Below are 25,743 nucleotides of genomic sequence, written 5' to 3' on the forward strand. Positions count from 1 at the left end.
GATCATGCTCTAAGTTACGTCGCAATTCCACCGGCATTATCTACTTGCGGTAGTGGTCAAAGCGGCCAAGATATCGCTCGCGAGGCATCACTCGCGACGATTGCAATTGCATTACACATTTAGAAAATCGTCGGCGTTACCGACAGGGCAGGAATTCACTCAAATGTTCAACACGTTGAAACACGCATCAACGCGTCACGCGTTGCTCGCCGCAGCACTCTTCGCAACTGCAACAAGCGCATTCGCGCAAGCGCCGACCGAGGCCCAGAAGAGCGCTATCCGCTCCGCATGCCGCTCGGATTTCATGGCGCACTGCGCGAGCGTGACGCCGGGCGGCGTCGAGGCATATCAGTGTTTGCAGAGCCACATGTCGAGCCTGTCGGCGGGATGCCAGACCGCGGTTCGCGCGGTCGAGCCGGCAGCAGCGCCCAAGACCGAAGCTGCGCCGGCAAAATCCGAACCGGCCAAATCTGAACCTGCCAAATCCGAACCAGCCAAGACCGAAGCGGCTCCCGCCGCCGAACCCGCGGCGAAGCCGGCCGCCGAAGCTGCACCGAAGGGTGCTGCGGCAAAGCAACCGGGCGGCGCTCAGGTCGCTGCCGTCAAGAGCGCATGCCGCGCCGATTATCCCAAGGTCTGCGCCAGCGTGCCGCCAGGCGGCGCTCCCGCGCTGGAATGCCTCGAGAAAAACAAGGCCAGGGTTTCGGCGGCCTGCGCGAAAGCGGTGACTGCTGCGGCCGGTGGCGGCGCAGCGGCGACATCAGCGCCGGCAACTGGCACCGCTGCTCCCGCTGCCGGAGCAGCACCGGCGGCCGCGCCCGCCGTGATCGTTCTGCGCCCGCTGCGGCCGCGCGAAGAGCTGTTCATTGTGCGCTCGGCTTGCGGCGCCGACATTCGCTCGCTCTGTGGCGGCGTCGCGCCGGGTGGCGGCCGCATCGTGCAATGCATCGCCAGTAATGCGGCGTCGCTGTCGCCGGCCTGCAAGGACGTGCTTGCACCATTCGCTGCGCGATAAGCCGCACGCAACTCGCGGCGCCATCAATCTTGGGCGGCGCGCGTGAATTTTCGCGCGCTCCTCGCGACTAATCATTCGCCGATATCAGATTTCAATCACGACAAGACCGGGAGAAACGACATGCGTGTACTTCTGCTGATTGCGTCCGCGCTACTCGCCTTCGCGACGACGATGACCTTCGAATCCTCCGACGCCAATGCGGTGGTGTGCGCCCGCGGGGTCTACCGCGCCGGTTGCGCCGGACCGAACGGCGCCGTCGTGGTTCGCCACCCGGTGCCAGTGGTTCGCTGTACCAGGGTGCTGGTGAACGGGGTCTACGTGAAGCGCTGCGTCTGACGCCCCCCGGGTGGTCAATCCGGCGCGGTTTGGCTATGATTCGCAATTGACGGGTTTGGGCACGCGCGACGCGCGTGCCCACGGCCGTGCTGCGGCGCACCTCGCCTTGCCAATAATTCCGCTGGCGTGGGAGACCGGAGCCCATTAGTCTACCCTGAGATAGTAAGTATACTGTCAATTAGGGAGGCAGGATTTGCGGATCGCCGTGATTGGCGGGGGGCCCGGCGGGCTCTACTTCGCCTATCTCTGGAAGAAGCGTCACCCCGAGGATCAAGTCGACCTGTTCGAACAGAACCCGGCCGACGCGACCTGGGGCTTTGGCGTCGTGTTCTCCGACCAGGCGCTTGAATTCTTGCGCGCCGACGACCCCGAGACGGTCGATGCAATCGCGCCGCATATGGAGAGCTGGGAGAACATTACGCTGAATCTCGGCGGCGACAGCGTCGCCATCGACGGTGTCGGCTTCTCCTCGATTGGCCGGCTGGAACTCCTGCAATTCCTGCAGCAACGCGCGCTCGATGTCGGCGTCACCCCGCGCTTCGACACCCAGATCCAGGCGATCGACCAACTCAACGGCCACGATCTGATCGTCGCCGCCGACGGCCTCAACTCGCTCGTGCGCCGCGCCTATGAGGGCGATTTCGGCACCTCGCTGTCCTACTCCTCCAACAAATTCGTCTGGTACGGAACCTCGAAGCGTTTCGACACACTGTCGCAGACCTTCGTGAAGACCGACCGCGGCGCGTTCAACGCGCATCATTATCGTTATTCGCCGAACATGAGCACCTTCCTGGTCGAGTGCGATCACGCGACCTGGCAGGCCTACGGCTTCGCCTACAAGGACGTCGAGCAGTCCAAGGGCGTGTGCGAGGAGGTGTTCGCCGACACGCTCGGCGGCCACTGCCTGGTCTCCAACAAATCGGTCTGGCGCAATTTCCCCTGGGTCTGGAACGAGCACTGGTCGTTCAAGAACATGGTGCTGATTGGGGACGCGCTGCACTCGGCGCATTTCTCCATCGGCTCAGGCACGAGGCTCGCGATCGAGGACGCGATCGCGCTGGTCAAGGCGCTGGAATCGGACGCCCATCTGTCGACCGCGCTGCATCGCTACCAGGCCGCGCGCAAGCCCGTGGTGCAGAAGCTCGTCAATGCCGCACGCACCAGCGCGTTCTGGTACGAGCATTTCGCCCAGCACATGCAGCTTGGCCTGATGGACTTCGCCTATAGCTATATCACCCGCTCCGGCCGCATCGACGATTCCCGACTGCGCGCGATGTCACCAGCCTTCATGGCGCGCTACGAGGCCGAGAAGAGCAGCGGAGACGAGGCAGGCGAGGCGACGGCATGACCAACGCGATACAGGACCAGGTGCCCGCGGACAGCGCGGGCGCCCGCGAGATCGGCTTTGCCGTTCCCGAGATTTACAATGCCAGCCGCGTGCTGTTCGACAATCTCGCCAAGGGGCGCGGCCACAAGCTCGCGCTGATTGGCCCGGCGGGCACGCGGAGCTATGCCGAGCTTTGCGCGGAGGCTTGCCGTTGGGGCAACGGCCTTGCCTCACTCGGCCTGACGCGCGGCGATCGCGTGCTGCTGTTCCTCGACGATACGCCGGCTTATCCGGCCGCCTTTTTCGGCGCCGTGCGCGCCGGCTTCGTACCGTTGCTGATCAATACGCTGACGCCGCCCGATCTCTTGCAATTCTATCTCGCCGATTCCGGCGCGGCTGTTGCGGTGGCGGATGCCGAATTCTGCGCGCGCTTCAATGCCGAGGCCTGCAAGGACACCAGCCTGCATACACTGATCGTCGTCAATGGCGCGATCGGCGACCACGCTGCGCCGAAGGCGATAGAAGCCGCGGATTGGCTATCGCAATTTCCGGCGGAGCTGGCGGAAGCTGAGACCGATCGCAACGAGATGGCGTTCTGGATGTACTCCTCCGGCTCGACCGGCCGACCCAAGGGCATCGTGCATCTTCAGCACGACATGGCCTATAGCGAGCTTGCTTTTGCGCAGAGCGTGCTGAAGCTGACGCCTGACGACATCTGCTTCTCGGTGCCAAAGATCTTCTTCGCTTATGGCTTTGGCAATTCCATCACCTTCCCGTTCTCGTCAGGTGCAGCGACGCTGCTGCTGCCGAGCCAGCCGAAGCCGGCTGCGATCTTTGCGGCGATCGAGCAATACAAGCCGACGGTGTTCTTCGGCCTGCCGACGCTCTACACCTCGCTGACCAAGGCTGAGGGCGCAGCCGGAACAAATTTCTCGTCCCTGCGCATGGCACTGTCAGCCGCGGAAGTGCTCTCGGCCGAAGTCTTCAACGGCTGGAAGTCGCTCACCGGGCTCGAAATCGTCGAAGGCCTCGGCTCGACCGAGGTGCTGCACATCTATCTCTCCAACCGACCCGAGCAGAAGAAGCTCGGCGCCGCGGGCTTGCGCGTGCCCGGCTACGAGGTCGCGCTGCGCGACAAGGAGGGGCGCGACGTCGGCGACAACGAGGAAGGCATTCTGTGGGTGCGCGGCGATTCCAACACGCCGCTGTATTGGAACAGGCCGGACAAATCCGCCGAGACCATCCGCGAGGGTGGCTGGATCTACACCGGCGATCGCTTCGTCCGCGACAGCGACGGCTTCCACTTCTTCCGCGGCCGCGCCGATGATCTCATCAAGATCTCGGGCCAGTGGGTCTACCCGCTCGAGGTCGAGCTGTGCCTCGCCGACCACCCCGACATCCGCGAATGCGCGGTGTTCGCCGCCGAGCTGCCGGATCGCCGCATGACGCTGAAGGCGGTGGTGGTGATGAACAACCGCGCGACCGACCAGAGCGAGGCGACGCGGCGGTTGCAGGATTACGTCAAGGGCAAGCTGCTGCCGTACAAATATCCGCGCGAGGTGATCTTTATCGACGAACTGCCGAAGACGGGCACGGGGAAGATCGATCGGCAGGCGTTGTTGCGGATGTGAGGCCGGCGATGTCGCCACCTCTCGGTGTCATCGCCCGCGAAAGCGGGCGATCCAATATTCAGAGGCAGTCGTGATTGAACCGAGAGGCCGCCAGCGTACTGGATTCCCCGCTTTCGCGGGGAATGACAGCGGAGAATTTTACCCCGCCTTGCCCAGGTGCTCCAGCGCATCCTCGGCCCGCAGCGGCACGCGCGAGACTTCGTTGTTGAGATCGACGAGCTGCGACATCAGTCCCATCAGCGCCTTGCGCTCGGTGGGCTTGAGCGGCTCCAACATGCGCGCCTGGGCGCGTTCGACGGCGGGGATGATCTCGCGCAGGATCGCGGCGCCTTGCCTGGTCAGATAGAGCAGCTTGATGCGCTTGTCTTCGGGCGCCGGCTTGCGCTCGACAAAGTCCTTGGCCTGGAGACGTTCGATCACGCTGCCCAGCGTCGAGCGGTCGAACGCGATCACCGCCGACAGCCGCGTCGCGTCGATGCCGGGATGGGTGTGGATCGCGATCAGCGCCGCATATTGCACCGGCGTGAGGTCGAACGCCTTGCACTCCTCCATGAAGATCGAGACCGCGATCTGCTGCATGCGCCGGAACAGATAGCCCGGCGCCGCATAGACCGCTTCCATCGTGATCGGAGGCAGCGGCGGCTTACTCGGCATCGGGCTGCTTCTCCGGTGCGGCGTTGGCGAAGGCCGGCAGCGCCTTGGCGGCGGCCTCGGCCTTGAGCAGACGCGGATAGGCGGAAACGCCGACGCCGAAGCGGCGCGCATTGGCGAGCTGCGGCACCAGGCAGAGATCGGCAAGCGTCGGAGCAGCGCCAAAACAAAATGGACCCGGCTCGTCCATGATCAGCGTCTCGCAGGCCGACAGCCCCTCGCGATTGACCCAGGCGGCCCAGTCCTGGACCTTCTCCTCCGGCAGGCCCAACTCGCGCAAGCGCGCCAGCACCTTCAAATTTTGCACGGGATGAGTGTCGCAGGCGATCGCCAACGCGAACGCCCGCACCTTGGCGCGCTGCAGCGCATCCTTCGGCAGCAGCGGCGGGTTGGGATGCGTCTCATCGAGCCACTCGATGATCGCGACAGATTGGGTCAGCACCGCTCCCGCGTCGTTCTCCAGCGCGGGCACCAGGCCCTGCGGATTAATCGCAAGATAAGCGGGCGCGCGCTGCTCGCCCTTGCGTAGATGATGCGGCAGATGCTCGGCGCCGAGGCCCTTGAGGTTGAGCGCGATCCGGACGCGATAGGCGGCGCTGGAGCGGAAATAGCCGTGCAGCTTCATCAAGACCCTCCCGTAAAGTTTCTTGCCCGTCATTCCGGGGCGGTCCGCAGGACCGAACCCGGAATCTCGAGATTCCGGGTTCTCGCTTCGCGAGCCCCGGAATGACAACGACCTTGTACGTCGCTCGTCAAGTTGACGCTACCTAAATTGTAAGTATACTGTCAATCACCAAGACGAGGGAGGCTCAGCATGGAAGCCGTGACCAAGACGCCGGAACGCGAGGCGTTCTACAAGAAGATCGACGGCGAGAATCTCACCGCGCTTTGGACCGTGATGAGCGATCTGATCACGCCCGAGCCGAAGAGCGCCTGCCGGCCGCATCTCTGGAAGTTCGACATCATCCGCGACTACATGACGGAGGCCGGCAAGCTCATTACCGCCAAGGAAGCCGAACGGCGCGTGCTGGTGCTGGAGAACCCGGGCCTTCGCGGTCAGTCGAAGATCACGACCTCACTCTATGCCGGCGTCCAGATGGTGGTGCCCGGCGACGTCGCGCCCGCGCACCGGCATAGCCAGTCGGCGCTGCGCTTCGTGCTCGAGGGCAAGGGCGCCCACACCGCGGTCGATGGCGAGCGCACCGCGATGGAGCCCGGCGATTTCATCATCACGCCGTCGATGACCTGGCACGATCATTCCAACGAGACCGACGAGCCGATGTTTTGGCTCGACGGTCTCGACATTCCGCTGGTGCAGTTCTTCGACTGCTCCTTTGCGGAAGGATCGAAGGAAGATCAGCAGAAGATTACAAAACCCGCAGGCGACAGCTTTGCGCGCTATGGCCACAATCTCTTGCCGGTCGATGTGAAGCGGTCATCGAAGACCTCGCCGATCTTCAGCTATCCCTACACCTACACCCGTGAGGCCCTGGAGAAGGCCAGGACCAGCCAGGAGTGGGACGCCTGCCACGGTCTGAAGCTGAAATTCAGCAACCCCGAGACCGGCGATTTCGCGATGCCGACCATAGGGACGTTCATCCAGCTGCTCCCGAAGGGTTTCAAGACTGCGCGCTATCGCTCAACGGATGCGACGGTGTTCTGTCCGATCGAGGGCAAGGGTCGCAGCCGCATCGGCGATGCCGTGTTCGAATGGGGCCCGCGGGATCTGTTCGTAGTGCCGAGCTGGCAATGGGTGACGCACGAGGCGGACGAGGACGCCGTGCTGTTTAGTTTCTCGGATCGCCCGGTGCAGCAGAAGCTGGATTTGTTTCGCGAGGATCGCGGCAACGCTTGACGTTCACCGGTCTCGTAGGGTGGGCAAAGGCGCCCTTGCGCCGTGCCCACGTCTTCGCGACTCATGAAGAAATGGTGGGCACGCTTGCGCCTTGCCCACCCTACGGCTGCGGTGACTCTGGCTAGCGCCAGTGCAGCAGCTTGATTTCGAGAAGATTGATCACCTTCCCCACGACAAGCCCGAACACCGACAGGATCACCACGCCCGCAAGCAGTTGATCCGTCTGCATCAGATTGCCGGCCTGGAGCACGAAGGCGCCGATGCCGTATTGGGCGCCGATCATCTCCGCGCTGACGACAAGCAGCAGCGCGACCGACGCCGTGATGCGGAAGCCGGCGAGGATCGCGGGCAGCGCGCCGGGCCAGACCACCTTGCGCACGATGGTGGCAAACGGAACGTTGAAGCTCTGTGCCATGCGAATGAGATTGCGCGGCACGGCGTCGACACCGCTATAGACCGAGATTGCGGTCGAGAAGAACACGCCGAGCGCAATGGTCGCGATCTTCGGCTCTTCGCCGATGCCGAGCCAGAGGATCAAGAGCGGCAGCAGCGCGATCTTGGGAATCGGAAACAGCGCCGAGATGAAGGTGATGCCGACGCTACGCGCCAGGCGCGACAGGCCGATGGCAAAACCGACCACGACACCGGCCGCCGTGCCCAGCAGCCAGCCGACGCCGATGCGCAGCAGCGAGGCCGAAAGATGCTGCCAGAGCGCGCCCGACATCGCGAGCTCATAGATCGCGCGCACGATGGCCGAGGGTGCCGGCAGGAATAGCGGATTGACAAGCCTGGCACTGCCGGCCGCCTGCCAGATCGCGATGACAAGCGCGAGCGCAATCCAGCCGCCAAACCGGCTGCTGGCGGGGACGAAGCCCGCACCGCGGAAGCGGACGCGCCGCGTCGTTTCGTTGGCTGACGTCTCGGTCGCGCGATCAAGCATGCTGGACCTCGCGTTCGGCATCTATCGCCTCGTTGCGGATCAACGACCAGATCTGGTTCTGGAGCGCGAGCAGTTTTTCGCGCGCAGCAGCTTCACCCCGCGCCGCCCGTGTCATCGGCACGGCAACGACCTCGCGAATACGGCCTGGTCGCCGTGACAGCACCACAATGCGGTCGGCAAGCCGCGCGGCCTCTTCGAGATTGTGCGTGACATAGACCGCGCCCATGCCACCATCGGCGAGCAGGCGCACGAAATCTTCCATCAAGAGTTCGCGCGTCTGCGAATCCAGCGCCGACAGCGGTTCGTCCATGAGGAGAATGGCCGGCTTCACCGCGAGCGCGCGCGAGATGCCGACGCGCTGGCGCATACCGCCGGAGAGCTGCTTCGGATAGGTCTTGCGAAAATCAGTCAGCCCCGTCCGACGCAAGGCATCCTCAACCAGCGCGCGGCGCTGCGCGGCCGAGAGCTGGGTGTGCAGCAGCGGGAATTCGACGTTTTGCTCCACCGTGGCCCAGGGCAGCAGCGCAAAGTCCTGGAACACGAAGGTGAGCGGATTGAGACTGTCCGCCGGCGGCGCTCCCCGCAGTTCGGGCGCGCCCGAGGTCGGCTGCAAAAGCCCGCCAAGGATCGACAACAGGGTACTCTTGCCGCAGCCGGAAGGACCGACGATCGCCACCACCTCGCCAGCGCTCACCGTGAACGAGATGTCGTCGAGCACGGCGAGATCGCCGAAGCGATGACTGATGTGATTGGCGATCAGGTCCATCTCACGCTCTCCTTCTCGAACCGTCATCCTGAGGCGCGAGCATTGCGGTGCGAACGCACCGCAATGGGAGCCTTGCGGAAGGCCGCAAGCCCAGCACCTCAGGATGACAGGGTGAGAGAAGTGCGCGCAGCATCAATCCGCCTTCACATATTCCTTGGCGATGATCGCATCCGCATCATAGCCCTTGTCGGCAAATCCCTGCTCCTGGAGCCATTTGATCTGGTTGTCGACGTTCTTCACGTCGAGCTTGCCGTCAGGGTCGATATAGGCGCAGTTGCCGACCACCTGCTCGACCGGCAAATTGGTGTACTTCGCGATGATCTCCAGCAGCGGCTTGGTCTTGTCGTTGATCGGAGCTTTGCCGTCCTTCATCGAAGCCAGGATCACGTCGTGATATTCGCGATCGGCCTTGGCGAGCACGCCGAGGAATTTCGTCACCAGAACCTTGTTGGTCAGCGTCTTCGGCGAGGCGAACACTGCGCCGAGCTGCCACGGCGTCTCGTCGCCGACCCAACCCAAAAACTTCGCGCCGCCATCGTCCATCAGCTTGCGCGCCGTCGAGATCGGCAGCAGCGCCGCATCGACGGTCTCGCCCTTCAGCGCCGCCGCTGCGTTCGACAGCGATTGCAGCGGCACGATCTTCACGTCAGAAAGCTTGAAGCCGTATTTGTCGGCGAGCAGGCCTAGCGAATAATGGAAGGATGATCCGACCTGGGTCATCGCGATGCGCTTGCCCGCAAGATCCTTCGGCGTCTTCAGGCCAGCAGCGTAGGCGTTGTTGCTGGCGAAATAGCCGATCAGGGGATAGCCGGCCCTCTCGCGGCTCATGCCGCCGATCACCTTCAGCACGCCCTTGCCGGCGAGATTGTAGAGGCCCGCGGTGAAGGCCGTGACGCCGAAATCGACGTCGCCCGAGGTGGTGGCAACAGCGATCGGCTGCGCCGCGTCGAAAAACTTCAGCTCGATGTCGAGGCCGGCCTCGCGGAAATAGCCCTTGTCCTGAGCGATGAAGACGGGCGCAGAGGACGACAGGCGGAGCACGCCGACCTTGGCCTTCAGCGCATCCTCCGCCCTGGCCGTGCCCATCGCCATCATAGCCAAAAGACTAAGTGCCGCGACCCGCGCAATCCCGATCATCCCGCTTCCTCCAATATTTCTCTTTTTGCAGTCCGTTACAGGCCCTTTGGCACGGGCTCATCCCGTCCGATAAAGGCGCCCTGTTGTTTCAACGTTTCCTGCAATTTTTCAACCGGTATGTCACGCGGGATCCGGTTTCCGGACAAGGCCAGCGCGGCCGCGGAACCGGCCGCCTCCCCCATCACGAAGCAGGCGCCGGAGACACGCGCCGCCGACTGGCCCTCATGGGTCATGGAGGCGCAGCGGCCGGCGACCAGCAGATTGTCTACGCCCTCAGGCACCAGCATGCGATACGGCAATTCGTTGTAGCCGCGCGATTCCGGGATCGGCGGGAAGGTGAAGACGACATCACCCGGCACATGGGCCTCGATCGGCCAGCCATTGACGCCGATGGAATCCTCGAACGAGGCACAGCCGAGCACATCCTCGCCGCTGAGCTGGTAACCACCCTTGATGCGGCGCGTCTCGCGGATGCCGAGCTGCGGCGGCAGGTCGACGATGTAGGACTTTTCAAAGCCGGGCACCGTGCGCAAGAACTCAAAGGCGGCGAGCGCCTGCTTGCGGCCCTCGATCTCACCGCGGGTGAGATCATCGGGCTCGACACCGTTGATGGCATGGCCATCTTCACGCGCGACTTGCGTAAAATTGACCCGCCATTCGATGCCGGATTTCTGAGGCCGCACGATCGCGCTCTTGCGCGGGAATTTGTGGGTGCCGGCGGCGGTCGCCGCTTCCATCAATTGCGGGATCGTCCGCCAGGCATCGCCCGCCCTTGCGGGATCGATGCCGTTGAGACGGACCATCATTGACGGATACATGGGATGACCATGCTCGTCGCCGATCTCGAACGGCGCGCCGGCCCAGACCGCGAGATCGCCGTCGCCGGAGCAATCGATGAAGATTTCCGCGCGCACCGCCCGCCGGCCGGCCTTGGTCTCGACCATCAGCGCTTCGATGCGGCGATCAGCACCCATCACAACGCCAGCGCCGAGCGCATGGAAGAGCATGTGCACCTTGTGGCCGGCGAGCAATTCGTCCGCCGCGATCTTGTAGGCCGCGGTGTCATAGGCCTGCGCAAAGACCTTGCCGAGGATCAAATGCGGCGCATTGAGGCCGTTCAGATGGTCGATCCGCGCCAGCAGATCGGACGCCATGCCCTGCACCAGCCGGACGGCTTCGCCGTAGACATTGCCGTGCAGGCCACAGAAATTGGTGACGCCGGCCGCGGTGCCCATGCCGCCGAGAAAGCCGTAGCGCTCGATCAGTAGCGTCTTTCGACCGGCGCGCGCGGCTGAGGCCGCAGCGACAATGCCGGCCGGGCCACCGCCGAGCACGACGATCTCGTACTCGCCATAGAGCGGCACCTGCCGTGCCGGTTCATTGATCGTCATGGCCCGCATGGCGCGTCCTTCCCAAAATCGCTTGCTTGGGGACGACTATGAATTAACGCGCAGAGGGCTACAATCCACCAATACATGCGATCAGCTTTCTCGATTCGCGAAAGGTCGACATGGACATCCTGGTGAACCTTCAGGCCTTCCTCGCCACCGCTGACGCGTCAGGCTTCTCGGCCGCCGCGCGAAAGCTCAATGTCTCAACGTCAGTGGTGGCAAAACGCGTCACGCAGCTCGAATCGCGGATCGGCACGCCGCTGTTCCACCGCTCGACCCGGCAATTGCGGCTGACCGAAGCCGGGCAACGCTACGTGCATCGCGCCCGCGGCGTCGTCACTGATGCCACCGACCTGCTCTCGCGCATGGGCGAGAAGGGCCACGACCTCGTCGATCACCTCCGCATCAAGGCGCCGACCTCGATGACGGTGGCGCGGCTTGCCGATGCCTTCAGTGCATTCCAGACGCAAAACCCGCGACTGAAGCTCGAGATCGTGCTGATCGATCGCCCGGTCGATCCCGTCAGCGAGGGTTTTGACATCGCGATCGGCGCTTTCCCGCACTCCTTCGGCGGCGTGGTCGACGAGCCGCTGGTGCCGTTGAAGCGATTGCTCTGTGCTTCGCCCGCTTACTTAAGGAAGCACGGCGCGCCAAAACATCCGCGCGACCTCGTCGAGCATCGTTGCCTCAGCTTCATGCCGACGGGCCCCGAATGGGTGTTTGACGGGCCGCGCGGCCGCATCACCATCCAGGTCAGCCCACTGCTTTCGTCCAACGAGGGACATGTGCTGGCGCGCAGCGCGATCGCCGGCAACGGCATCGCGCTGATGTCTCATTATCTCGTCGCAGACGCCTTGCGCGACGGCACGCTGAAACCGGTGCTGCGTGACTTTCCGATTCCGGAATTGTGGGTGAAAGCCGCCATTCCCGAACGCCGGCGCAACGCCGCCGCGGTGCAGGCGCTGCTCACGCTGCTCAAAACGTCACTCGCGCCGTCGCTGTGAATTGCTGCGCCGTAGCCCGCATCGAGCGAAGCTCAGCCTTTGCCGCCTCCCCACGTCGCCGCCCGCTTCTCGGCGAACGAGGCCAGTCCCTCCGCCGCCTCGGCGCTCTGGCGCTTGAGCGAATGCAGCTGGACGAGCCGCGTATAGGCCGCATCGTCCACCGCCATGCCACCGAACGAGCTCTCCAGTGCCAGCCGCTTGGTCTCGGCCAACGCTTCCGGCCCGTTGGCGAGCAGTTGCTCGACCACCTTGCTGCCCGCGGCTTCGAGATCGGCCAGCGGCACCACCTCGTGGACGAGGCCGATGCGACGGGCGTCCTCGGCGCCAAAGCGTTCGCCGGTCAGCGCGTAACGGCGGACTTGCCGCACACCAATGGCGTCGCAGAGCTGTGGGATGATGATCGCGGCAGTCAGGCCCCAGCGTACCTCGGTGATGGAAAACAGGGCGTTGTCGGCGGCGATCACGACGTCGCAGGCGGCAATCACGCCGGTGCCGCCACCGAAGCAGCCGCCCTGCACCAGGGCCACGGTCGGGATCGGCAAGGTGTTGAGCCGCTGCACGGCCTCGAACGTCGCCCGCGATGCCGCTTCGTTGGCCTCAGGCGATTGTGGCCGCACGCCGTTGATCCATTTGAGGTCGGCGCCGGCCTGGAAATGCTTGCCATTGCCCTTGAGCACGACGACGCGAAGATTCGGCTTCTTGCCCAGATCGTCCATGGCCACGAGCACGCCTGATATCAGGGCGCCGTCATAGGCGTTGTTCACCTCCGGCCGGTTCAACGTGACGGTCGCAACCCCACGCTCATCAAGGGTCCACAGGACGGGGCTGGCAGTCATCGGCGATCCTCCGGTCATTCTGATGGCGCGCACTATGGCCGAGGCAACGCATTCCGATCCATATCTTTCCAGCGTGGGGCGGTCGCGCCCATCGCATGGCGGCTTGTGTCATGCTGGCGCCGGGCGAGACCAAAGAGATCAGGGACGGGACATCATATGCGCATCTGCATTTTCGGCGCGGGCGCCGTCGGAAGCCATCTCGCGGTCAGGCTCGCCCGCGCCGGCCACGAGGTCTCGTGCGTCATGAGGGGCGCGCATCTGGAGGCGGTGCGGGCCAACGGCCTGAAGCTACGCGTCGGTGATTCCGAGGTTTCGGCCAAGGTGAACGCCTCTGGCGATCCGGCCCAGCTCGGCCCGCAGGACGTCGTGATCTCGACGCTGAAAGCCACGGCGTTGACCGGGCTCGTCTCCAGCATCAAGCCTCTGCTCCAGGACGACACTGCCATCGTGTTCGCGCAGAACGGAATTCCCTGGTGGTACGGTATCGGCCTGCCGCCGCGGCACCCGACACCGCCGGATATCAGCTTCCTCGATCCCGGCGGACGCTTGCGCGCCTGCATCCCAAAGGAGCGGATCATCGGTGGCGTCATCTTCTCCTCGAACGAGGTCACTGCACCGGGCGTGGTGCAGAACCTCACCCCGGACCGCAATCGCCTCTTGATCGGCGAATGCGACGACCGCAATTGCGACCGAATCACAAAGCTCCGCGGCGTCTTCAACGATGCGCGGCTGGAATCGCCGCCCGTGGCCGAGATCCGAGAGGCGATCTGGTCAAAGTTGCTGACCAACATGTCGCTGTCGGTGCTGTGCCTGCTGACAGGCCAGACCGCGCGCGGCGTCCGCGACGATCCGGCCTTCACTGAAGTCATCCCGCGCATGCTGAACGAGGCCAACGACATCGCCCAGCACTTCATCCCCGAGGTCAAGCGCGCCACGCGCAGCGGGCCCGCCCCCAATCACAAGCCGTCGCTGCTGCAGGATTACGAGCTCGGCCGCGCCATGGAGATCGACGTGCTGGTGAGGGCGCCCGCCGCCTTCGCGCGCACCGCCGGCCTGTCGACGCCGACGCTCGATCTGATCGCCGCGCTCGCGATCCAGAAGGCGCGCGACAAGGGGCTGTACTCGGCCTGAGTGTCAGCCGAGTTTGTCGATCCAGCCCGCGAGCGTGTCGAGCACCTCGGCAAGCGCCTCGTCATTGGTGCGACCGGACTTCTTCAGCACCGCGAAGGAGTGATCGCCGCCTTCGATCTCATGCAGTGTCGCCTTCGCCCCGAGCGCTGCAACGACTGGCCTGAGCAGGCCGAGATCGGCCAGCCCATCGCGCGTACCTTGCAGGAACAGCATGGGGATCTCGACATGGGCGAGATGTTGGGCGCGCTCCGTCGACGGCTTCTTGTCGGCATGCAGGGGAAAGCCGAGGAAAGCGAGCCCTCTGACACCTGGAAGAGCCGCCTTCGACTGCGCCTGCGATGTCATACGGCCGCCGAACGACTTTCCGCCGGCGACGAGCTTCAATCGCGGGCACAGTCGCGCAGCCTCCTCCACCGCCGCGCGGATGGTGGCATGCGCGACCGCCGGCTGATCGGGACGGCCCTGCTTGTTCTCCGTATAGGGAAAATTGAAGCGGAGCGTCGCGATGCCGCGCTCTGCGAGGCCCACTGCAATCTTGTCCATCGACGCATGCCGCATGTCTGTCCCGGCGCCGTGCGCCAGCACGCAGCAGGCGCGCGCATTGTCCGGCTGCATCAGGATCGCCGAGACTGGGCCGATGCGTTCGATGTCGAGCTTGAGCTCTTTGATTTTGACGGCTTGGGTTTTGACAGCCACAATCAACCATCCCAACAGACGCTGCTACGGTCGCCTTGGTAGCGTCACCGGCGCAGCCTGAAAACACAATAATTGCGGCGGCCCACTGGCCTACCAACCGGGAAGCCGCATCAACCGAGGATAATCATGTCCTACCGCTCCTCCTGGATGACCGAAGAGCTCGAAATCTTCCGCGACCAGTTCCGGAAATATCTCGCCAAGGACCTGGCGCCGCATGCCGAGAAATGGCGTGAGCAGAAGATGGTCGACCGCTCCGCCTGGCGCGGTCTCGGCGAGATGGGTGCGCTGCTGGCAAGCGTGCCGGAGGAATATGGCGGGCTGGGCGCGACCTTTGCCTACGACGCGGCAGTGCTTGACGATCTCGAGAGCACGGTGCCGGAGCTGACGACGGGCGTCTCCGTGCACAGCGCCATCGTCGCCCATTACATCCTCAACTACGGCTCGGAGGAGCAGAAGAAGCGCTGGCTGCCGAAGATGGCGTCAGGCGAGATGGTCGGCGCCATCGCCATGACCGAGCCCGGCACCGGCTCCGATCTGCAAGCCGTCAAGACGACGGCGAAGAAGCAGGGCAATTCCTACGTCATCAACGGCCAGAAGACGTTCATCACCAACGGTCAGGCCGCCGATCTCGTCGTCGTGGTCGCACGCACCGGCGAAGCCGGCGCCAAGGGGATCTCACTGATCGTGGTCGAGACCGAAGGTGCCGAGGGGTACAAGCGTGGCCGCAACCTCGACAAGATCGGCCTGCATGCCTCCGACACCTCGGAGCTGTTCTTCGACAACGTCACCGTGCCGCCGGAAAACCTGCTCGGTAAGGAGGAGGGCCAGGGCTTTGTCCAGCTGATGCAGCAACTGCCGCAGGAGCGCCTCGCGCTCGCGGTCGGCGCCGTCGCCTCGATGGAGCGCGCCGTCAAGCTCACCACCGAATACACCAAGGAGCGGAAGGCCTTCGGCAAGCCGCTGATGGATTTCCAGAACACCGCCTTCACGCTCGCCGAACGCAAGACGGAAGCGATGATCGCGCGCGTCTTCGTCGACTGGTGCATCGAGCGCCTTGTCGCCAAGGACCTCGACACCGTCACCGCGTCGATGGCGAAATATTGGTGCTCGGACAAGCAGGTGCAGACCGCCGACGAATGCCTCCAGCTGTTCGGCGGCTACGGCTACATGCAGGAATATCCGATCTCGCGCATCTTCATCGATTCCCGGATCCAGAAGATCTATGGCGGCACCAACGAAATCATGAAGCTGTTGATCGCGCGGTCGCTGTAGTGCCTACCGCGCTCTCCAGTCGCGCGGGCGGCAGCCGAAGCGCTGCTTGAAGCGCCGCGTGAAATGGGAGAGGTCCGAAAAGCCCCAGTCGAAGGCGATGGAGCCGATCGCGTGGCCTGCTTTCGCGGGATCGTTCAAGTCCCGTGCTGCACCGTCCAGCCTGCGGTCCATGACATAGTCCGAGAACGTGGTGCCCGCGCGCTCGAACAGCTTATGCACGTAGCGCTCGCTGATGCCGACGGCGCCGGCGACTTCAGCCACAGTCAGCCCCTGCTCGGAGAGACGCTCATGCACGGCGCGGCGAAGCGCGAGCGCCGTCGCGTCGGCAAAGCTGGCGGCCTCCGCGGTCTGCGCGCGCGAGCGGCGGGAAAGGCTCAACGCGACGAGGTCCAGCAGCACGCCGAACAGCCTGGCGGCTTCGCCTTCCGTCATCCGCAGCGCGCCGGCATTCAGCGATCGCGCCGTCTCGACGATGAGATGACCGACGAAGGGGTCGTCCGACACGCGCTCGACCCTGAAGTCGAAGGATGGCGGCAGCCGGTCGCGCAGCTCGCGCGAAGGCACCCAGAAGGATGCAACCTCCAGCCTCGGCCCGCGATCATGCAGAAGCTTCACTTCACGGTCGCTGTCGCAGATGCCGACCTGGCCACGCGACAGGCTGACGTCGCGACCGCCCTGAACTACGCGGCAGCGGCCGGCGAGCTTGAAGTTCAGATAGAAGCAGCTTTCGGTCGATGCCGCGATATCCGCACGCGAGCGATGCACGGTATGCTCGGGAAAGACCACGCGGTTGATCGCGCCATTGCCGATCTTGATCGCCTCGACCTTGGCCGGAAAACGTGAGGTCGTTGCCGATTCCGGCGTCAGGTTCATGAACGCCTGGCAGATCGCCTCGCGATAGTAGGAGAACTGCTCCTCCGGCCGCGTTGCCCCGGTGTCCCAGACCAGATGCCGGGGCCGACTTTCGGAAGTGAGCTGCGCCATCAGTTCGCTCCAAGACCAATCCGGTTCAGCGTCAGACAAGCGGGAAATGGTCCGCCGGTTCACACTTCGCACAACAAAAATTGTACGCCGCGTCTCGCGAGCGCCGCAAAAGACCCAGCTCGTACCGATCTAACCAGTCTTCCGAGGGAGCTACAACATGTCGACCTACGTTCTCGTCCATGGCGCCTGGCACACCGGTGTCGAGTTCGAGCCCGTCGCAGCGCCGATCCGCGCCCATGGCCATCAGGTCTACACGCCCACCATCAAAGGCAACCGCCCGGGCGACGCCAAGACGACGGGGCTGAAGGAGGCGATCCAGTCGATCGCCGATTACCTTGCCGAAAACAACCTCAAGGACGTCATTCTGGTCGGCCATTCCTATGGGGGCATGGTCATCACCGGAGTTGCAGACCTCGCCGCCGATCGCATCCGGCGGCTGGTCTACTGGAATGCCTTCGTGCCCAACAACGGCGAAAGCCTCAACGACATGGTGCCGCCGCACTATGTCGGGCTGTTCGATGCCATCGCGGCCGAACGCGGCGATGGCTCGGTGGTGCTGCCGTTCCCGATCTGGCGCGAGGCATTCATCAACGATGCCGATCTCGCGCTGGCACAAAAAGCCTATGACATTCTCAATCCGCACCCGCTTGCGACCTTCAGCGACAAGATCGCACTGAAGGCGAATCCGGCCGAGATGCAACTGGCGAAGTCCTATATCAACTGCACCGAGGACACCGCGCTGCCGCACAGCCATGGCTGGCATCCGCGGCTTTCGGAAAAGCTCGGCCTGTTCCGCCTGGTGCAGGTGGCGGGCAGCCACGAGCTGTGCTTCTCCGATCCGGCGCGCCTCGCGAAGGCGATCATGGAGGCGGGACGCGACTGATGCGCGCGCTCAGTTCGGATGCCACCAGCGGCCGCCGATGACGACGCCTTCGGAGACAATCTTCCTGTCGCCGATGAGATGCTCGCCGACGACGTCCTCATAGTCGAACTGGCCTTGCTTCACCGAAATCAGCGTGGCATCGCCGACGCTGCCGGGCTTGAGGCTGCCGAGCTCGGGCCGCCGCAGCGCCATCGCGGCATTCTCGGTCGACGCCTTGATCACCTCCGACAGCGACATGCCCATGCACAGGAATTTCGACATGGTCGTCACCTGGTCGAAGGCCGGGCCGTCGATACAGAGCTGATGGATGTCGGAGGAGATGGTATCAGGATAGAAGCCGTTGGCGAGCATGGCACGCGCGGTCTTGAACGCGAACGAGCCCTTGCCGTGGCCGATGTCGAACAGCACGCCGCGCTCGCGCGCGTCCAGCACCGCCTTCTTCACCGTACCCTGCGCAGTCGCCGGCGAATTCGGGAAAGGCCGGAATGCATGGGTGAGCACATCGCCCGGACGCAGGCGGGCGAGCACCTCTTCATAGGTCGGCGGCGGATGGTCGATATGCGCCATCAGGGGCATGCCGACCTCATCGGCAACCTGAACCGCGATATCGAGCGGCACAGCACCCGAGGTGCCCGAGGAATGCAGCCCTACCCGCACCTTGATGCCGACGATGACGTCGCGGTTCGCGTCCGCCACCTTGGCCGCCTCGATCGGGTTCATCAGCCGCAATTCCTCGCTCTCGCCGACCATGATCCGGTGCGAGAAGCCGAAAATGCCGGCATGGGAGACGTGCAAATACGCGAGAATGCGGACCTGGCTCGGCTCGATCACATGCTTACGGAAGCCTGCAAAATTGCCGGGACCGGCGCTGCCGGTGTCGACCGAGGTGGTGACGCCGGATTTACGGCAGAACTCTTCGGCATCGATGCCGAGCGAGGTGCCGCCCCAATAGACATGGGTGTGGAGATCGATCAGCCCGGGGGTCACGATGAACTGCGAGACGTCGCGTACTTCGGTCGCTGGATCCGCCTTAAGCCCGGAGCCGACCGCGGCGACCTTGCCACCCGAAAATGCGACATCCGTCACGGCATCGAGCTTCTGGGAGGGGTCGATCACCCGCCCGCCGCGCAGGATCAAATCGAAAGGCATCGTCATCTCCGGATCAGGCAAACATCGACCGGGCTGAGAGGTGCACTTCCAGCCCGGCCGCCTCTGTTAGCAATTTTCACACCGGCGAAGCAAATCAACTGCGCTTAGTGCCCGTTCGTTCTGCGATCCGCCTTCGGCGCCTCGCGCGAAGAGGAAGGCCATGAGGTCCAGTTTTCGTACACGCACCTGGACCGCTATCATTCCCGCTGGGATCACGAGTCAAAGCGGTTCACGATGAGGGGCTAAGCTTCGAGATGGTTTCAATCGGGAGAGGCACCATGTGGCAGGGCCTGGTCGCCTGCCTCGCATCAGTTCTAACAGCAGCGGCGGCACTCGCTGCTGACCAGCCGGGAGACATCAAGGGCAAGACGCTCGAACCGACCCCGGAAAATCTTGCGGCCACTTGGGCAGGAGCCAGCCTCGTCCTGCCAGCGGCAATGGCTGGCGGCCACCGCTGGCAGGGCCTCGCCTCAGCGGCTCCCGAGGTCGCTGGTAAGGCGCCGTTGGTCGTGCTGTTGCATGGATCGAGCGGCGTCGCACCTGCCATCAAGGATTTCCAGATCTGGCTTGCCGACGCGCTCGGGCTCGCCTCGGTTGCACCCGACAGCCTGGCGATTCCAGATCGGCTGACCTACACGTCGCCGGTCTCGGTCGATATTTATGAACGCGTTCACACGCTACGCCTTGCCGAACTCGAGTATGCGCTGAACGCCTCCAAATCGTGGGCCTGGGTGGACCCGCCCGGATCGTGATCGCCGGCACCAGCGAGGGTTCGGTCGCAGTGAGCCGCTATGCAGGTCCAGTCAGCACGGCGCGACTCATCTATTCGTGGTCGTGCGAGGCAAACTACTTTGTCGATCGTCCACGTCCGGGCTTCGGCCCCGAGGAGCCGGTCTTCAACGCGATCTCTGCGCGTGATCCCTATTTCTCGCCGAGCAATCCCTGGAACAAGGACTACGCCGTCACTGACGACTGCGGTGGTGCGCTGAAGGGAAATCCGCACGCAGCGGTCCTCGTCGTGGACGCAAACGTGCACACCATCCTCAATCGGCCTGACGTGCATGAGGCGACATCACGCTTTCTCACAAGCGTCCTGAAGCCGTAATGGCGATCCCGGCATGACTCGAACATGCGACCTACGGTTTAGGAAACCGCCGCTCTATCCGGCTGAGCTACGGGACCGCGGAACCCACCGATAAGGCAGGTTGCCTGGAGGTGTACATATCAAAGCGAGGGCCGAATCGGAAGCCCTCCGCTCAACAACAAGCTGCCGATCAGGACTTCCCGTAAGCCCCCTGATAACGGCCCTCGCGGATCGCCTTCAGTGTGTCGTCCTCGCGCTTGACTGGACACGCACCGCCTCCAGCAGGGTCGCGGCGCCGGCGGCGGGAAACGACACCACGCCGTCCCCGTCGCCGACCACGATGTCGCCGGGCGAGATCACGCTGCCGCCGACGGTCACGGGCACGTTGATCTCGCCGGGGCCGACCAGCTCGAGCGCGCGGTGGATGGCGAGATTGTCCCCGGGCCGGGTGCGCACCGTGAAAACGGCACCCACCAGCTTGCCGCTGCGAGGATAGGGCTTGAGCCCGACCGCGCCCGGCAGCCGGCTGAGATTGTCGGAAATGATCGAGGTCGGCGCATTCCGAAAGCCCTCGGTTATATCGGCGGGCGGTTTCGGCACGCTGTTCGCTGCGATCGTAATCGTCAAGGAGTCTGGTCCTTGTGATGTCTTATTCGGCGTGCGCCCGCGCCTTTGCCGGCATGATGCGGAAGGCGCGCCCTTCCTTCATCCACGTCGCGCGCTCGTCGCGCAACAGCGTGCGGCGGACCTTGCCGGAATCGTCTCGCGGCGGTGCGTCGACGACCTCAAAGCTCTCCGGGTGCTTGTAGCGGCTGAGCCGATCTTTCAAAAAGTCCGCCATGCCGTCCGCAATGGCCTGGCCATCCGCGTTCCCCTCCGGCTCGATGATCGCATGGACGCGTTGGCCGAGCTCCGGATCTGGCAAGCCCACCACCACGCAGGAGCGCACGCCCGGACATTCGGAAACGGCGGCCTCGACCTCGGCCGGATAGATATTGGCGCCGCCGCGCAGCACCATGTCGGCGAGACGGTCGCCGAGATAGAGATAGCCCTCGGCGTCCAGCCGACCGATATCGCCGAGCGATTCCCAGCCGTCGGCGCGACGCTTCGGCTCGGCGCCGAGATAGTGATAGGTGGCATCCTTGCCGTCATTGTTGAGGAAGTAGATCTCGCCAGTCTCGCCTGTCGCGACGTCGTTGCCGTCCTCGCCGATAATGCGGAGCTTCGCCGTCTCGCCGATCTTGCCGACCGAGCCCTTGTGCGTCAGCCATTCCGTGCCTGATATGATGCAGGCGCCCTGCCGCTCGGTGCCGCCATAGAGCTCCCACACCCTCTCCGGCCCAAGCCAGGCGCCAGTTCTCCTTCAGCCAAGGCGGCATGGGAGCTGCCATGTGAAACACGGTCTGAAGGCTCGACACGTCATAGGCATTGCGCACGCTCTCCGGCAGCGCCCAGATCCGGTGCATCATGGTCGGGACGAAATTGACCCATTGCACGCGCTCGCGTTCAATCTGCCGCAGCGTCTCCTCGGCGTCGAACTTGACGAGGCCGGTGAGCTTGCCGCCGCCGAACAGCGCATAGTGCGATACGATGAATGGCGCATTGTGATAGAGCGGGCTCGGATTAAGCAGTGAGGCGCCGAACGGCATGTTGAGCGCCGGCGCTGCCGCCGTGTCGGTCACCGCAGGATTGTGATCGAGGATCACCTTTGGGCGGCCGGTCGAGCCGCCTGAGGTCATGGCCTTCCAGTAGCGCGCCACCGGCGGATCGATCTGCTCGTCGGAGAAACCGTCCGGCGCGAAATCCGCGGGCAGCCGGTTCGGTGCGTTCCAGTCGGCTTCGCCGCCGACCACCAGCGCCGGCTTCAGGATGTCGAGCACGGCTGCGGCTTCGCCGCGCGGCAGCCGCCATGACAGCGAGGTCGGCGTTGCCCCGCATTTCCACACCGCAAACGTGGTCTCGAAAAATGCGTTGCCGTTCGGCAATCCGATCGCGACAAAGTCGCCGGGCTTGACGCCCTTGGCTGCAAACGCCCGCGCGCGCCTGTTGGCACCGCGCTCGAGTTGGTCCCATGTCAGCCTGTCCTGCCCATGCTGGACGGCGATCGTGCCCTCTGGTTTGCGTTGCGCATACCAGCGCGGCACATCGGATAGGGGCAGCAGCATCGGGCGTTTCCACTTCGTGTTCTTGGCGTCGCCTCAGAGCGAAGCGCGTCGCAAAACGAAGTGTAACAGCCGGAGGCCACCCTTCAAGCATCCGCCTTCAAGCATCTGCCTTCAAGACGTCCAGATCAACGCTCTGCGCCGCAGCCCGGGATATCGAACAGCGCGGCGAGGCCGCATTTGGAGGTCAGCATCTTGTCGCCGTCATGCCCGACGCCGGCGACGTCCCACACCCTGTGATTGGGCGTGCCGTGACCGCGCTTGGCCATCGCATCGGCATAGGCATGACCGCGGGCGTAGCGATTGGGGCCTTGCGCCTCGCCCATGCAGCTCTTGTCCGCCGCGGGCTTGGTGTCGAGCGCGCCGAGCAGATAGATGACGTCACGCTCGACATAGCGCTGCTCCAGCGCGGCCGGAGTCGCGTCCGCCAGATAAGGCGGCCGCCCGTCCATGCCGTATTTCCAGACATTGTAGCCCTGGCAGGACGCGGCAATCGCCGGCACCGGCCGTTCGCCGCTGAAATAAGCATAGGACGACGGATTGGCGACGACGTAGCGAACGTCGATATGCTGACGCGATAGTGCCGCCTCGCCCTTGCCGGCGATGGCGTAGCGTTGCGCGACCTGGCCGCCGCCGGAATGGCCTGAAATCACGACCTGCTTCAAGTTCGGGAAGATGCGCCGGTCGGCGAGTTTTGCCAGGATCGCATCGAGCGCCTCGAAGGAAGAAACCGGATGCGGCGCGAGCGCGGCATCGCCGCCCTCCCATCCCGCCAGCGACCAGCGCAGCATGTCGGCGGGCAGCTTGTGCGCGTCGATATCGACCTGCGCCAGGAACTGCGGCACGATCATGAGCGCACTCCTGCCGTCGTCGCCGGCAGCGACCTGCGCGGTATGGGCAGAGATGTAATATTCGTCCGCATTGCGCAGGCGGCCATGCAGCACGATGACGGCGCGCGAGATCGCAGGCAGCGGCATCGACCAGTCGCTGGAGAGATAAAGCGGCAGTAGTCCCTGGCCGCCAACCGAGAGCCGCGCATCGGCCACGATCTTTACCGGCTTGTCGTTAGGGACCTCGTCCTCCGCGGCCAGCGCGCGGCCGCAAACCATCACCAAAGCGATTGCGGCCATCCAGCTCAGCGCTCTCATGGCGAACATGTCCCTGTCGCATCAAACCGATAAAATTCTATGCGCATCATGTGCCGGGCGGCTGTGACTCCCGAGCCACGTCAAGCAAAAAATGTCAGCAGCCCAGCCATGAAATTCCCCGGTTCCATGGGTGACAAGCCGGCGAGAAAGAGGCAAAAATCGGCCACGACTCAGTTTGGGTTGAGTTTTACAAGGAATGCTCTCGTAGAATGTCGATTGTGGTTGCATCGCGTCGCGCGGCGCCGTTCCTCGTTGCCGCAGCAGGAGTTTTTCTGCTGACGTTGCCGCATGCCCACGCGCAATGGTGGAAGCGCGCGCCTGTCGATTTCGAGGAATGCGCCGACGCCGCCGAAAAATCCGCAAGCAAGGCCGAAAAGACCGCAGCACTTGCCGACTGCAATGCAAAGTTCGCGGGCCGGCGCAAGGCAGGCGGCGGCTACACCTATTACGACTTCCTCCAGGACCGCAGCTTCGACATCGCAGGCCCCAATCCGACGCCGGAAGAGCAGAAGAAGATCGACGAGTCCTACACCGCCTATCTCGCCGATCAGCGCCGCAGCAACGAAGCGGCACAGGCGACGGCGCGACAGCAGCGCGAGCAGCAGGAACAGCAAGCGCAGCAGCTTCAGCAAGTCGCGCTGCGAACCGAGGTCGAGCGCGTGCCCGTTCCTGTCGAGCGGCCGAAAGTGTTGCGACAGAAAGGCGCGCCCTGCACCAAGGGCTCGTTCTCCTGCGAATGGCCACGCCTGTCGGAAGGTTTGAGCGAGTTGAAGAAGCTGTTCAACCCGACACCCAGCAAGCCGGCGAAGAAGGGCTGAGATAGCCACCGCGCACTGCGCTGTCATCCCGGACATGCGAGCCTTGGCAACGCGTAGCGTTGTCCGGGGCGGAGCGCCGATTCAGGGCGACAATGGAGTGCGCTGCTTCAGTTCGCGTGCTTCTTCTTGCTGCGCTTCGGTGCAGCGGCTGGGGCAGTCGTGGGTGTTGTCGGCGTCTGTGAATTCTCAAGCGCCTTGCGGCTCTCCTGCAGGCGCGCGTCATAGCCAGGAGAGTTCATGACAGTCGGCGGCCTCGCGTAAGCGAGCGTCGACGCCTCGCAGAGCGAGACCAGCGCAAGCCCCATTAAAAGACAACGCCTCATCGGTTCCTCCATCTGCGGTCAAGCCACACCGCGAATTTGCTGCGGCGAAAGGCGCGGCGGGCCTTTGCCTGACGTTTCCACCTCCTTGATCAGCGCAACAATGCGGCGCATCAGCGGCACATTGACGTTGTTCTGCTCGGCGAGCGCGATGACCGCGCCCTGGAGATAGTCGATCTCGGTCTTGCGGCCCTGCTTCAGATCCTGCCACATCGAGGAGCGCGCCTGCGGATCGATCTTCATCGTGCGCCCCAGGATTGCGTTGAAGACCATGTCGGGCAATCGCAGCAAGGTCGGCATCCAGTTCGGCGGGATCGGTGTCGCCGAGGCCGGCGTGATGCCGGCGGCCTTGAGCACGGCGAGGCCCTCAGCCATCTGGTCCGCGAACAGCCGTCGCCAGTCACGGCTTGCCAGTTGGGCCGCGAGCGGCATGTCAGACAGCGCGCTGAGCGCGTTGTTCAGATTGATGATCAGCTTGCCCCATTGCACGCCTGTGATGTCGCGGCTGCCACGCATTGTGAGACCGGATACCGAGAGCGCCGCCGCCGTGTTCTCCACGTCTTCGCCGACAATGATGTCGCCCGAGGTCGAGCGGTGGAAACGCCCCTCGCCCATCGCGACCACGTTGAACGGCACCATGCCGGCGAGCACACGGCGGCCGCCGAGACGCTCGTTCAAAATGGCAACGTTGCCGACGCCATTCTGCAACGACACGATCACGGCATCCTGCGGCGCGTGCTGCGCGATCTGATCAGCGACATCAGCCGTGTCGGCGCTCTTGACCGTGACAAGCACGATGCCCGCGCTGTGGAAGATCGCAGGATCCTCCGACAGCGCTACCCGGCCGGCACCCAGCTTCGTCTCGGCCCCGTCGAAATCCGTCAGCCGCAGGCCGAACCGCTCGATCTCGGTCTTCACCCGTGGTCGCACCAGCAGCGCGACCCGGCGATCGGCAGCCGCCAGCATGCCGCCGACAAAACAGCCGATGGCGCCCGCGCCTGCCACCACGATCGGTCGATCCGTCCCCACCTGACTTGCTCCCTGAATGACCGGCTTTCGATAGCAGAGCCGGCAAGCGCAGGCGAGGGCGCCTGCCCATTGCAGCCAAGGAGCATCTGCCTTGTAACCGTCATCAGAGCCCCATATGTTTTCGCTCCGGGGGCGCTGTCAGCGGCGAGAGTTCGCTGAACGAGAACGCCAAAGGAGA

General features: G+C 64.1%; 25 protein-coding genes, 1 tRNA gene and 2 pseudogenes. 12 read left to right on the forward strand and 16 right to left on the reverse strand.

What is annotated here, in order from left to right; translation table 11 throughout:
* Positions 1–163 precede the first annotated feature (163 nt).
* The 4 genes from L6637_RS24135 to L6637_RS24150 all read left to right on the forward strand — a co-directional run bounded on the left by L6637_RS24135 (position 164) and on the right by L6637_RS24150 (position 4,309).
* Positions 164–1,015 carry a cysteine rich repeat-containing protein gene (locus tag L6637_RS24135; protein ID WP_237859962.1) on the forward strand — a complete coding sequence of 284 codons (852 nt, stop codon included), beginning with the start codon at positions 164–166 and terminating at the stop codon, positions 1,013–1,015.
* A 120-nt stretch (positions 1,016–1,135) separates the two neighbouring features.
* The gene (locus L6637_RS24140; RefSeq protein ID WP_237859965.1) at positions 1,136–1,351 is read left to right on the forward strand and encodes a hypothetical protein; all 216 of its coding nucleotides are present in this window, start codon (positions 1,136–1,138) and stop codon (positions 1,349–1,351) included.
* 193 nt (positions 1,352–1,544) lie between these two features.
* Positions 1,545–2,699, forward strand: coding sequence for an FAD-dependent monooxygenase (locus tag L6637_RS24145; RefSeq protein WP_237859968.1), 1,155 nt, complete (start codon positions 1,545–1,547; stop codon positions 2,697–2,699).
* Positions 2,696–4,309, forward strand: coding sequence for a benzoate-CoA ligase family protein (locus L6637_RS24150; protein WP_237859971.1), 1,614 nt, complete (start codon positions 2,696–2,698; stop codon positions 4,307–4,309). The genes L6637_RS24145 and L6637_RS24150 overlap by 4 nt, the downstream gene beginning before the upstream one ends.
* Positions 4,310–4,447: 138 nt before the next feature.
* Here L6637_RS24150 and L6637_RS24155 read toward each other — a convergent pair whose 3' ends face one another.
* Positions 4,448–4,963, reverse strand: a complete 516-nt coding sequence (locus L6637_RS24155) for a MarR family winged helix-turn-helix transcriptional regulator (protein ID WP_237872154.1) — start codon at positions 4,961–4,963, stop codon at positions 4,448–4,450.
* Complete coding sequence (gene maiA / locus L6637_RS24160; RefSeq protein WP_237872156.1) at positions 4,953–5,585, reverse strand: maleylacetoacetate isomerase; 633 nt, start codon at positions 5,583–5,585, stop codon at positions 4,953–4,955. The genes L6637_RS24155 and maiA overlap by 11 nt, the downstream gene beginning before the upstream one ends.
* A gap of 189 nt (positions 5,586–5,774) precedes the next feature.
* Here maiA and gtdA point away from each other — a divergent pair, with 189 nt between their 5' ends.
* The gene (gene gtdA, locus L6637_RS24165; RefSeq protein WP_237872158.1) at positions 5,775–6,815 is read left to right on the forward strand and encodes a gentisate 1,2-dioxygenase; all 1,041 of its coding nucleotides are present in this window, start codon (positions 5,775–5,777) and stop codon (positions 6,813–6,815) included.
* 121 nt (positions 6,816–6,936) lie between these two features.
* Here the strand turns inward: gtdA and L6637_RS24170 are convergent, their stop codons facing one another.
* The 4 genes from L6637_RS24170 to L6637_RS24185 all read right to left on the reverse strand — a co-directional run bounded on the left by L6637_RS24170 (position 6,937) and on the right by L6637_RS24185 (position 11,058).
* Positions 6,937–7,755, reverse strand: coding sequence for an ABC transporter permease (locus L6637_RS24170; protein ID WP_237859983.1), 819 nt, complete (start codon positions 7,753–7,755; stop codon positions 6,937–6,939).
* Positions 7,748–8,521 (reverse strand): ABC transporter ATP-binding protein, encoded by a 774-nt coding sequence (locus L6637_RS24175; protein ID WP_237859985.1) that lies wholly within the window; start codon positions 8,519–8,521, stop codon positions 7,748–7,750. The genes L6637_RS24170 and L6637_RS24175 overlap by 8 nt, the downstream gene beginning before the upstream one ends.
* A gap of 132 nt (positions 8,522–8,653) precedes the next feature.
* Positions 8,654–9,658, reverse strand: coding sequence for an ABC transporter substrate-binding protein (locus L6637_RS24180; protein ID WP_237859987.1), 1,005 nt, complete (start codon positions 9,656–9,658; stop codon positions 8,654–8,656).
* Between the two features lie 35 nt (positions 9,659–9,693).
* Positions 9,694–11,058: an FAD-dependent oxidoreductase gene (locus tag L6637_RS24185; RefSeq protein WP_237859988.1), complete on the reverse strand. Its 1,365-nt coding sequence runs from the start codon at positions 11,056–11,058 to the stop codon at positions 9,694–9,696.
* A gap of 110 nt (positions 11,059–11,168) precedes the next feature.
* On the opposite strand from L6637_RS24185, the gene L6637_RS24190 reads away from it, so the two are divergent.
* Positions 11,169–12,053: a LysR family transcriptional regulator gene (locus L6637_RS24190; protein ID WP_237859991.1), complete on the forward strand. Its 885-nt coding sequence runs from the start codon at positions 11,169–11,171 to the stop codon at positions 12,051–12,053.
* Positions 12,054–12,085: 32 nt separating this feature from the next.
* Here L6637_RS24190 and L6637_RS24195 read toward each other — a convergent pair whose 3' ends face one another.
* Complete coding sequence (locus L6637_RS24195) at positions 12,086–12,889, reverse strand: enoyl-CoA hydratase-related protein (RefSeq protein ID WP_237859993.1); 804 nt, start codon at positions 12,887–12,889, stop codon at positions 12,086–12,088.
* 156 nt (positions 12,890–13,045) lie between these two features.
* Between L6637_RS24195 and L6637_RS24200 the strand changes: the two genes are divergently transcribed.
* Entirely contained in the window at positions 13,046–14,020 is a 975-nt protein-coding gene (locus tag L6637_RS24200; RefSeq protein WP_237872160.1) for a ketopantoate reductase family protein, read from the forward strand.
* 3 nt (positions 14,021–14,023) lie between these two features.
* Here the strand turns inward: L6637_RS24200 and L6637_RS24205 are convergent, their stop codons facing one another.
* Positions 14,024–14,722, reverse strand: coding sequence for an alpha/beta hydrolase family protein (locus tag L6637_RS24205; RefSeq protein WP_237861294.1), 699 nt, complete (start codon positions 14,720–14,722; stop codon positions 14,024–14,026).
* A 120-nt stretch (positions 14,723–14,842) separates the two neighbouring features.
* Between L6637_RS24205 and L6637_RS24210 the strand changes: the two genes are divergently transcribed.
* The gene (locus L6637_RS24210; RefSeq protein ID WP_237859996.1) at positions 14,843–15,988 is read left to right on the forward strand and encodes an acyl-CoA dehydrogenase family protein; all 1,146 of its coding nucleotides are present in this window, start codon (positions 14,843–14,845) and stop codon (positions 15,986–15,988) included.
* Between the two features lie 3 nt (positions 15,989–15,991).
* On the opposite strand, the gene L6637_RS24215 is transcribed toward L6637_RS24210, so the two are convergent.
* Positions 15,992–16,972, reverse strand: coding sequence for a helix-turn-helix domain-containing protein (locus tag L6637_RS24215; RefSeq protein WP_237872162.1), 981 nt, complete (start codon positions 16,970–16,972; stop codon positions 15,992–15,994).
* A 157-nt stretch (positions 16,973–17,129) separates the two neighbouring features.
* On the opposite strand from L6637_RS24215, the gene L6637_RS24220 reads away from it, so the two are divergent.
* Positions 17,130–17,855, forward strand: coding sequence for an alpha/beta hydrolase (locus tag L6637_RS24220; RefSeq protein ID WP_237859999.1), 726 nt, complete (start codon positions 17,130–17,132; stop codon positions 17,853–17,855).
* A 9-nt stretch (positions 17,856–17,864) separates the two neighbouring features.
* On the opposite strand, the gene L6637_RS24225 is transcribed toward L6637_RS24220, so the two are convergent.
* A complete protein-coding gene (locus L6637_RS24225; protein WP_237860002.1) occupies positions 17,865–19,004 on the reverse strand; it encodes an amidohydrolase/deacetylase family metallohydrolase in 1,140 nt (379 codons plus the stop codon).
* A 278-nt stretch (positions 19,005–19,282) separates the two neighbouring features.
* Here L6637_RS24225 and L6637_RS42610 point away from each other — a divergent pair, with 278 nt between their 5' ends.
* Positions 19,283–19,756: a dienelactone hydrolase family protein gene (locus L6637_RS42610; RefSeq protein ID WP_338076865.1), complete on the forward strand. Its 474-nt coding sequence runs from the start codon at positions 19,283–19,285 to the stop codon at positions 19,754–19,756.
* Positions 19,753–20,109, forward strand: a complete 357-nt coding sequence (locus L6637_RS42615; RefSeq protein WP_338076866.1) for a hypothetical protein — start codon at positions 19,753–19,755, stop codon at positions 20,107–20,109. Before L6637_RS42610 ends, L6637_RS42615 begins: the two co-directional genes overlap by 4 nt.
* Here L6637_RS42615 and L6637_RS24235 read toward each other — a convergent pair.
* The 4 genes and pseudogenes from L6637_RS24235 to L6637_RS24250 all read right to left on the reverse strand — a co-directional run bounded on the left by L6637_RS24235 (position 20,110) and on the right by L6637_RS24250 (position 23,398).
* Positions 20,110–20,186, reverse strand: a tRNA-Arg gene (locus L6637_RS24235).
* A 92-nt stretch (positions 20,187–20,278) separates the two neighbouring features.
* Positions 20,279–20,715, reverse strand: a pseudogene (locus tag L6637_RS24240) (RraA family protein).
* A gap of 22 nt (positions 20,716–20,737) precedes the next feature.
* Positions 20,738–22,253, reverse strand: a pseudogene (locus L6637_RS24245) (AMP-binding protein).
* Positions 22,254–22,378: 125 nt separating this feature from the next.
* Positions 22,379–23,398: an alpha/beta hydrolase gene (locus tag L6637_RS24250; RefSeq protein ID WP_237872352.1), complete on the reverse strand. Its 1,020-nt coding sequence runs from the start codon at positions 23,396–23,398 to the stop codon at positions 22,379–22,381.
* A gap of 209 nt (positions 23,399–23,607) precedes the next feature.
* Between L6637_RS24250 and L6637_RS24255 the strand changes: the two genes are divergently transcribed.
* Positions 23,608–24,216, forward strand: a complete 609-nt coding sequence (locus L6637_RS24255; protein ID WP_237872164.1) for a hypothetical protein — start codon at positions 23,608–23,610, stop codon at positions 24,214–24,216.
* A gap of 107 nt (positions 24,217–24,323) precedes the next feature.
* On the opposite strand, the gene L6637_RS24260 is transcribed toward L6637_RS24255, so the two are convergent.
* Together L6637_RS24260 and L6637_RS24265 are read right to left on the reverse strand one after the other, a co-directional pair.
* A complete protein-coding gene (locus L6637_RS24260) occupies positions 24,324–24,539 on the reverse strand; it encodes a hypothetical protein (RefSeq protein WP_237872166.1) in 216 nt (71 codons plus the stop codon).
* 18 nt (positions 24,540–24,557) lie between these two features.
* Positions 24,558–25,565: a 2-dehydropantoate 2-reductase gene (locus tag L6637_RS24265; RefSeq protein WP_237872168.1), complete on the reverse strand. Its 1,008-nt coding sequence runs from the start codon at positions 25,563–25,565 to the stop codon at positions 24,558–24,560.
* Positions 25,566–25,743: the final 178 nt, after the last annotated feature.

The sequence above is a fragment of the Bradyrhizobium zhengyangense genome (assembly GCF_022012435.1).
GTDB classification, from domain to species: domain Bacteria; phylum Pseudomonadota; class Alphaproteobacteria; order Rhizobiales; family Xanthobacteraceae; genus Bradyrhizobium; species Bradyrhizobium zhengyangense.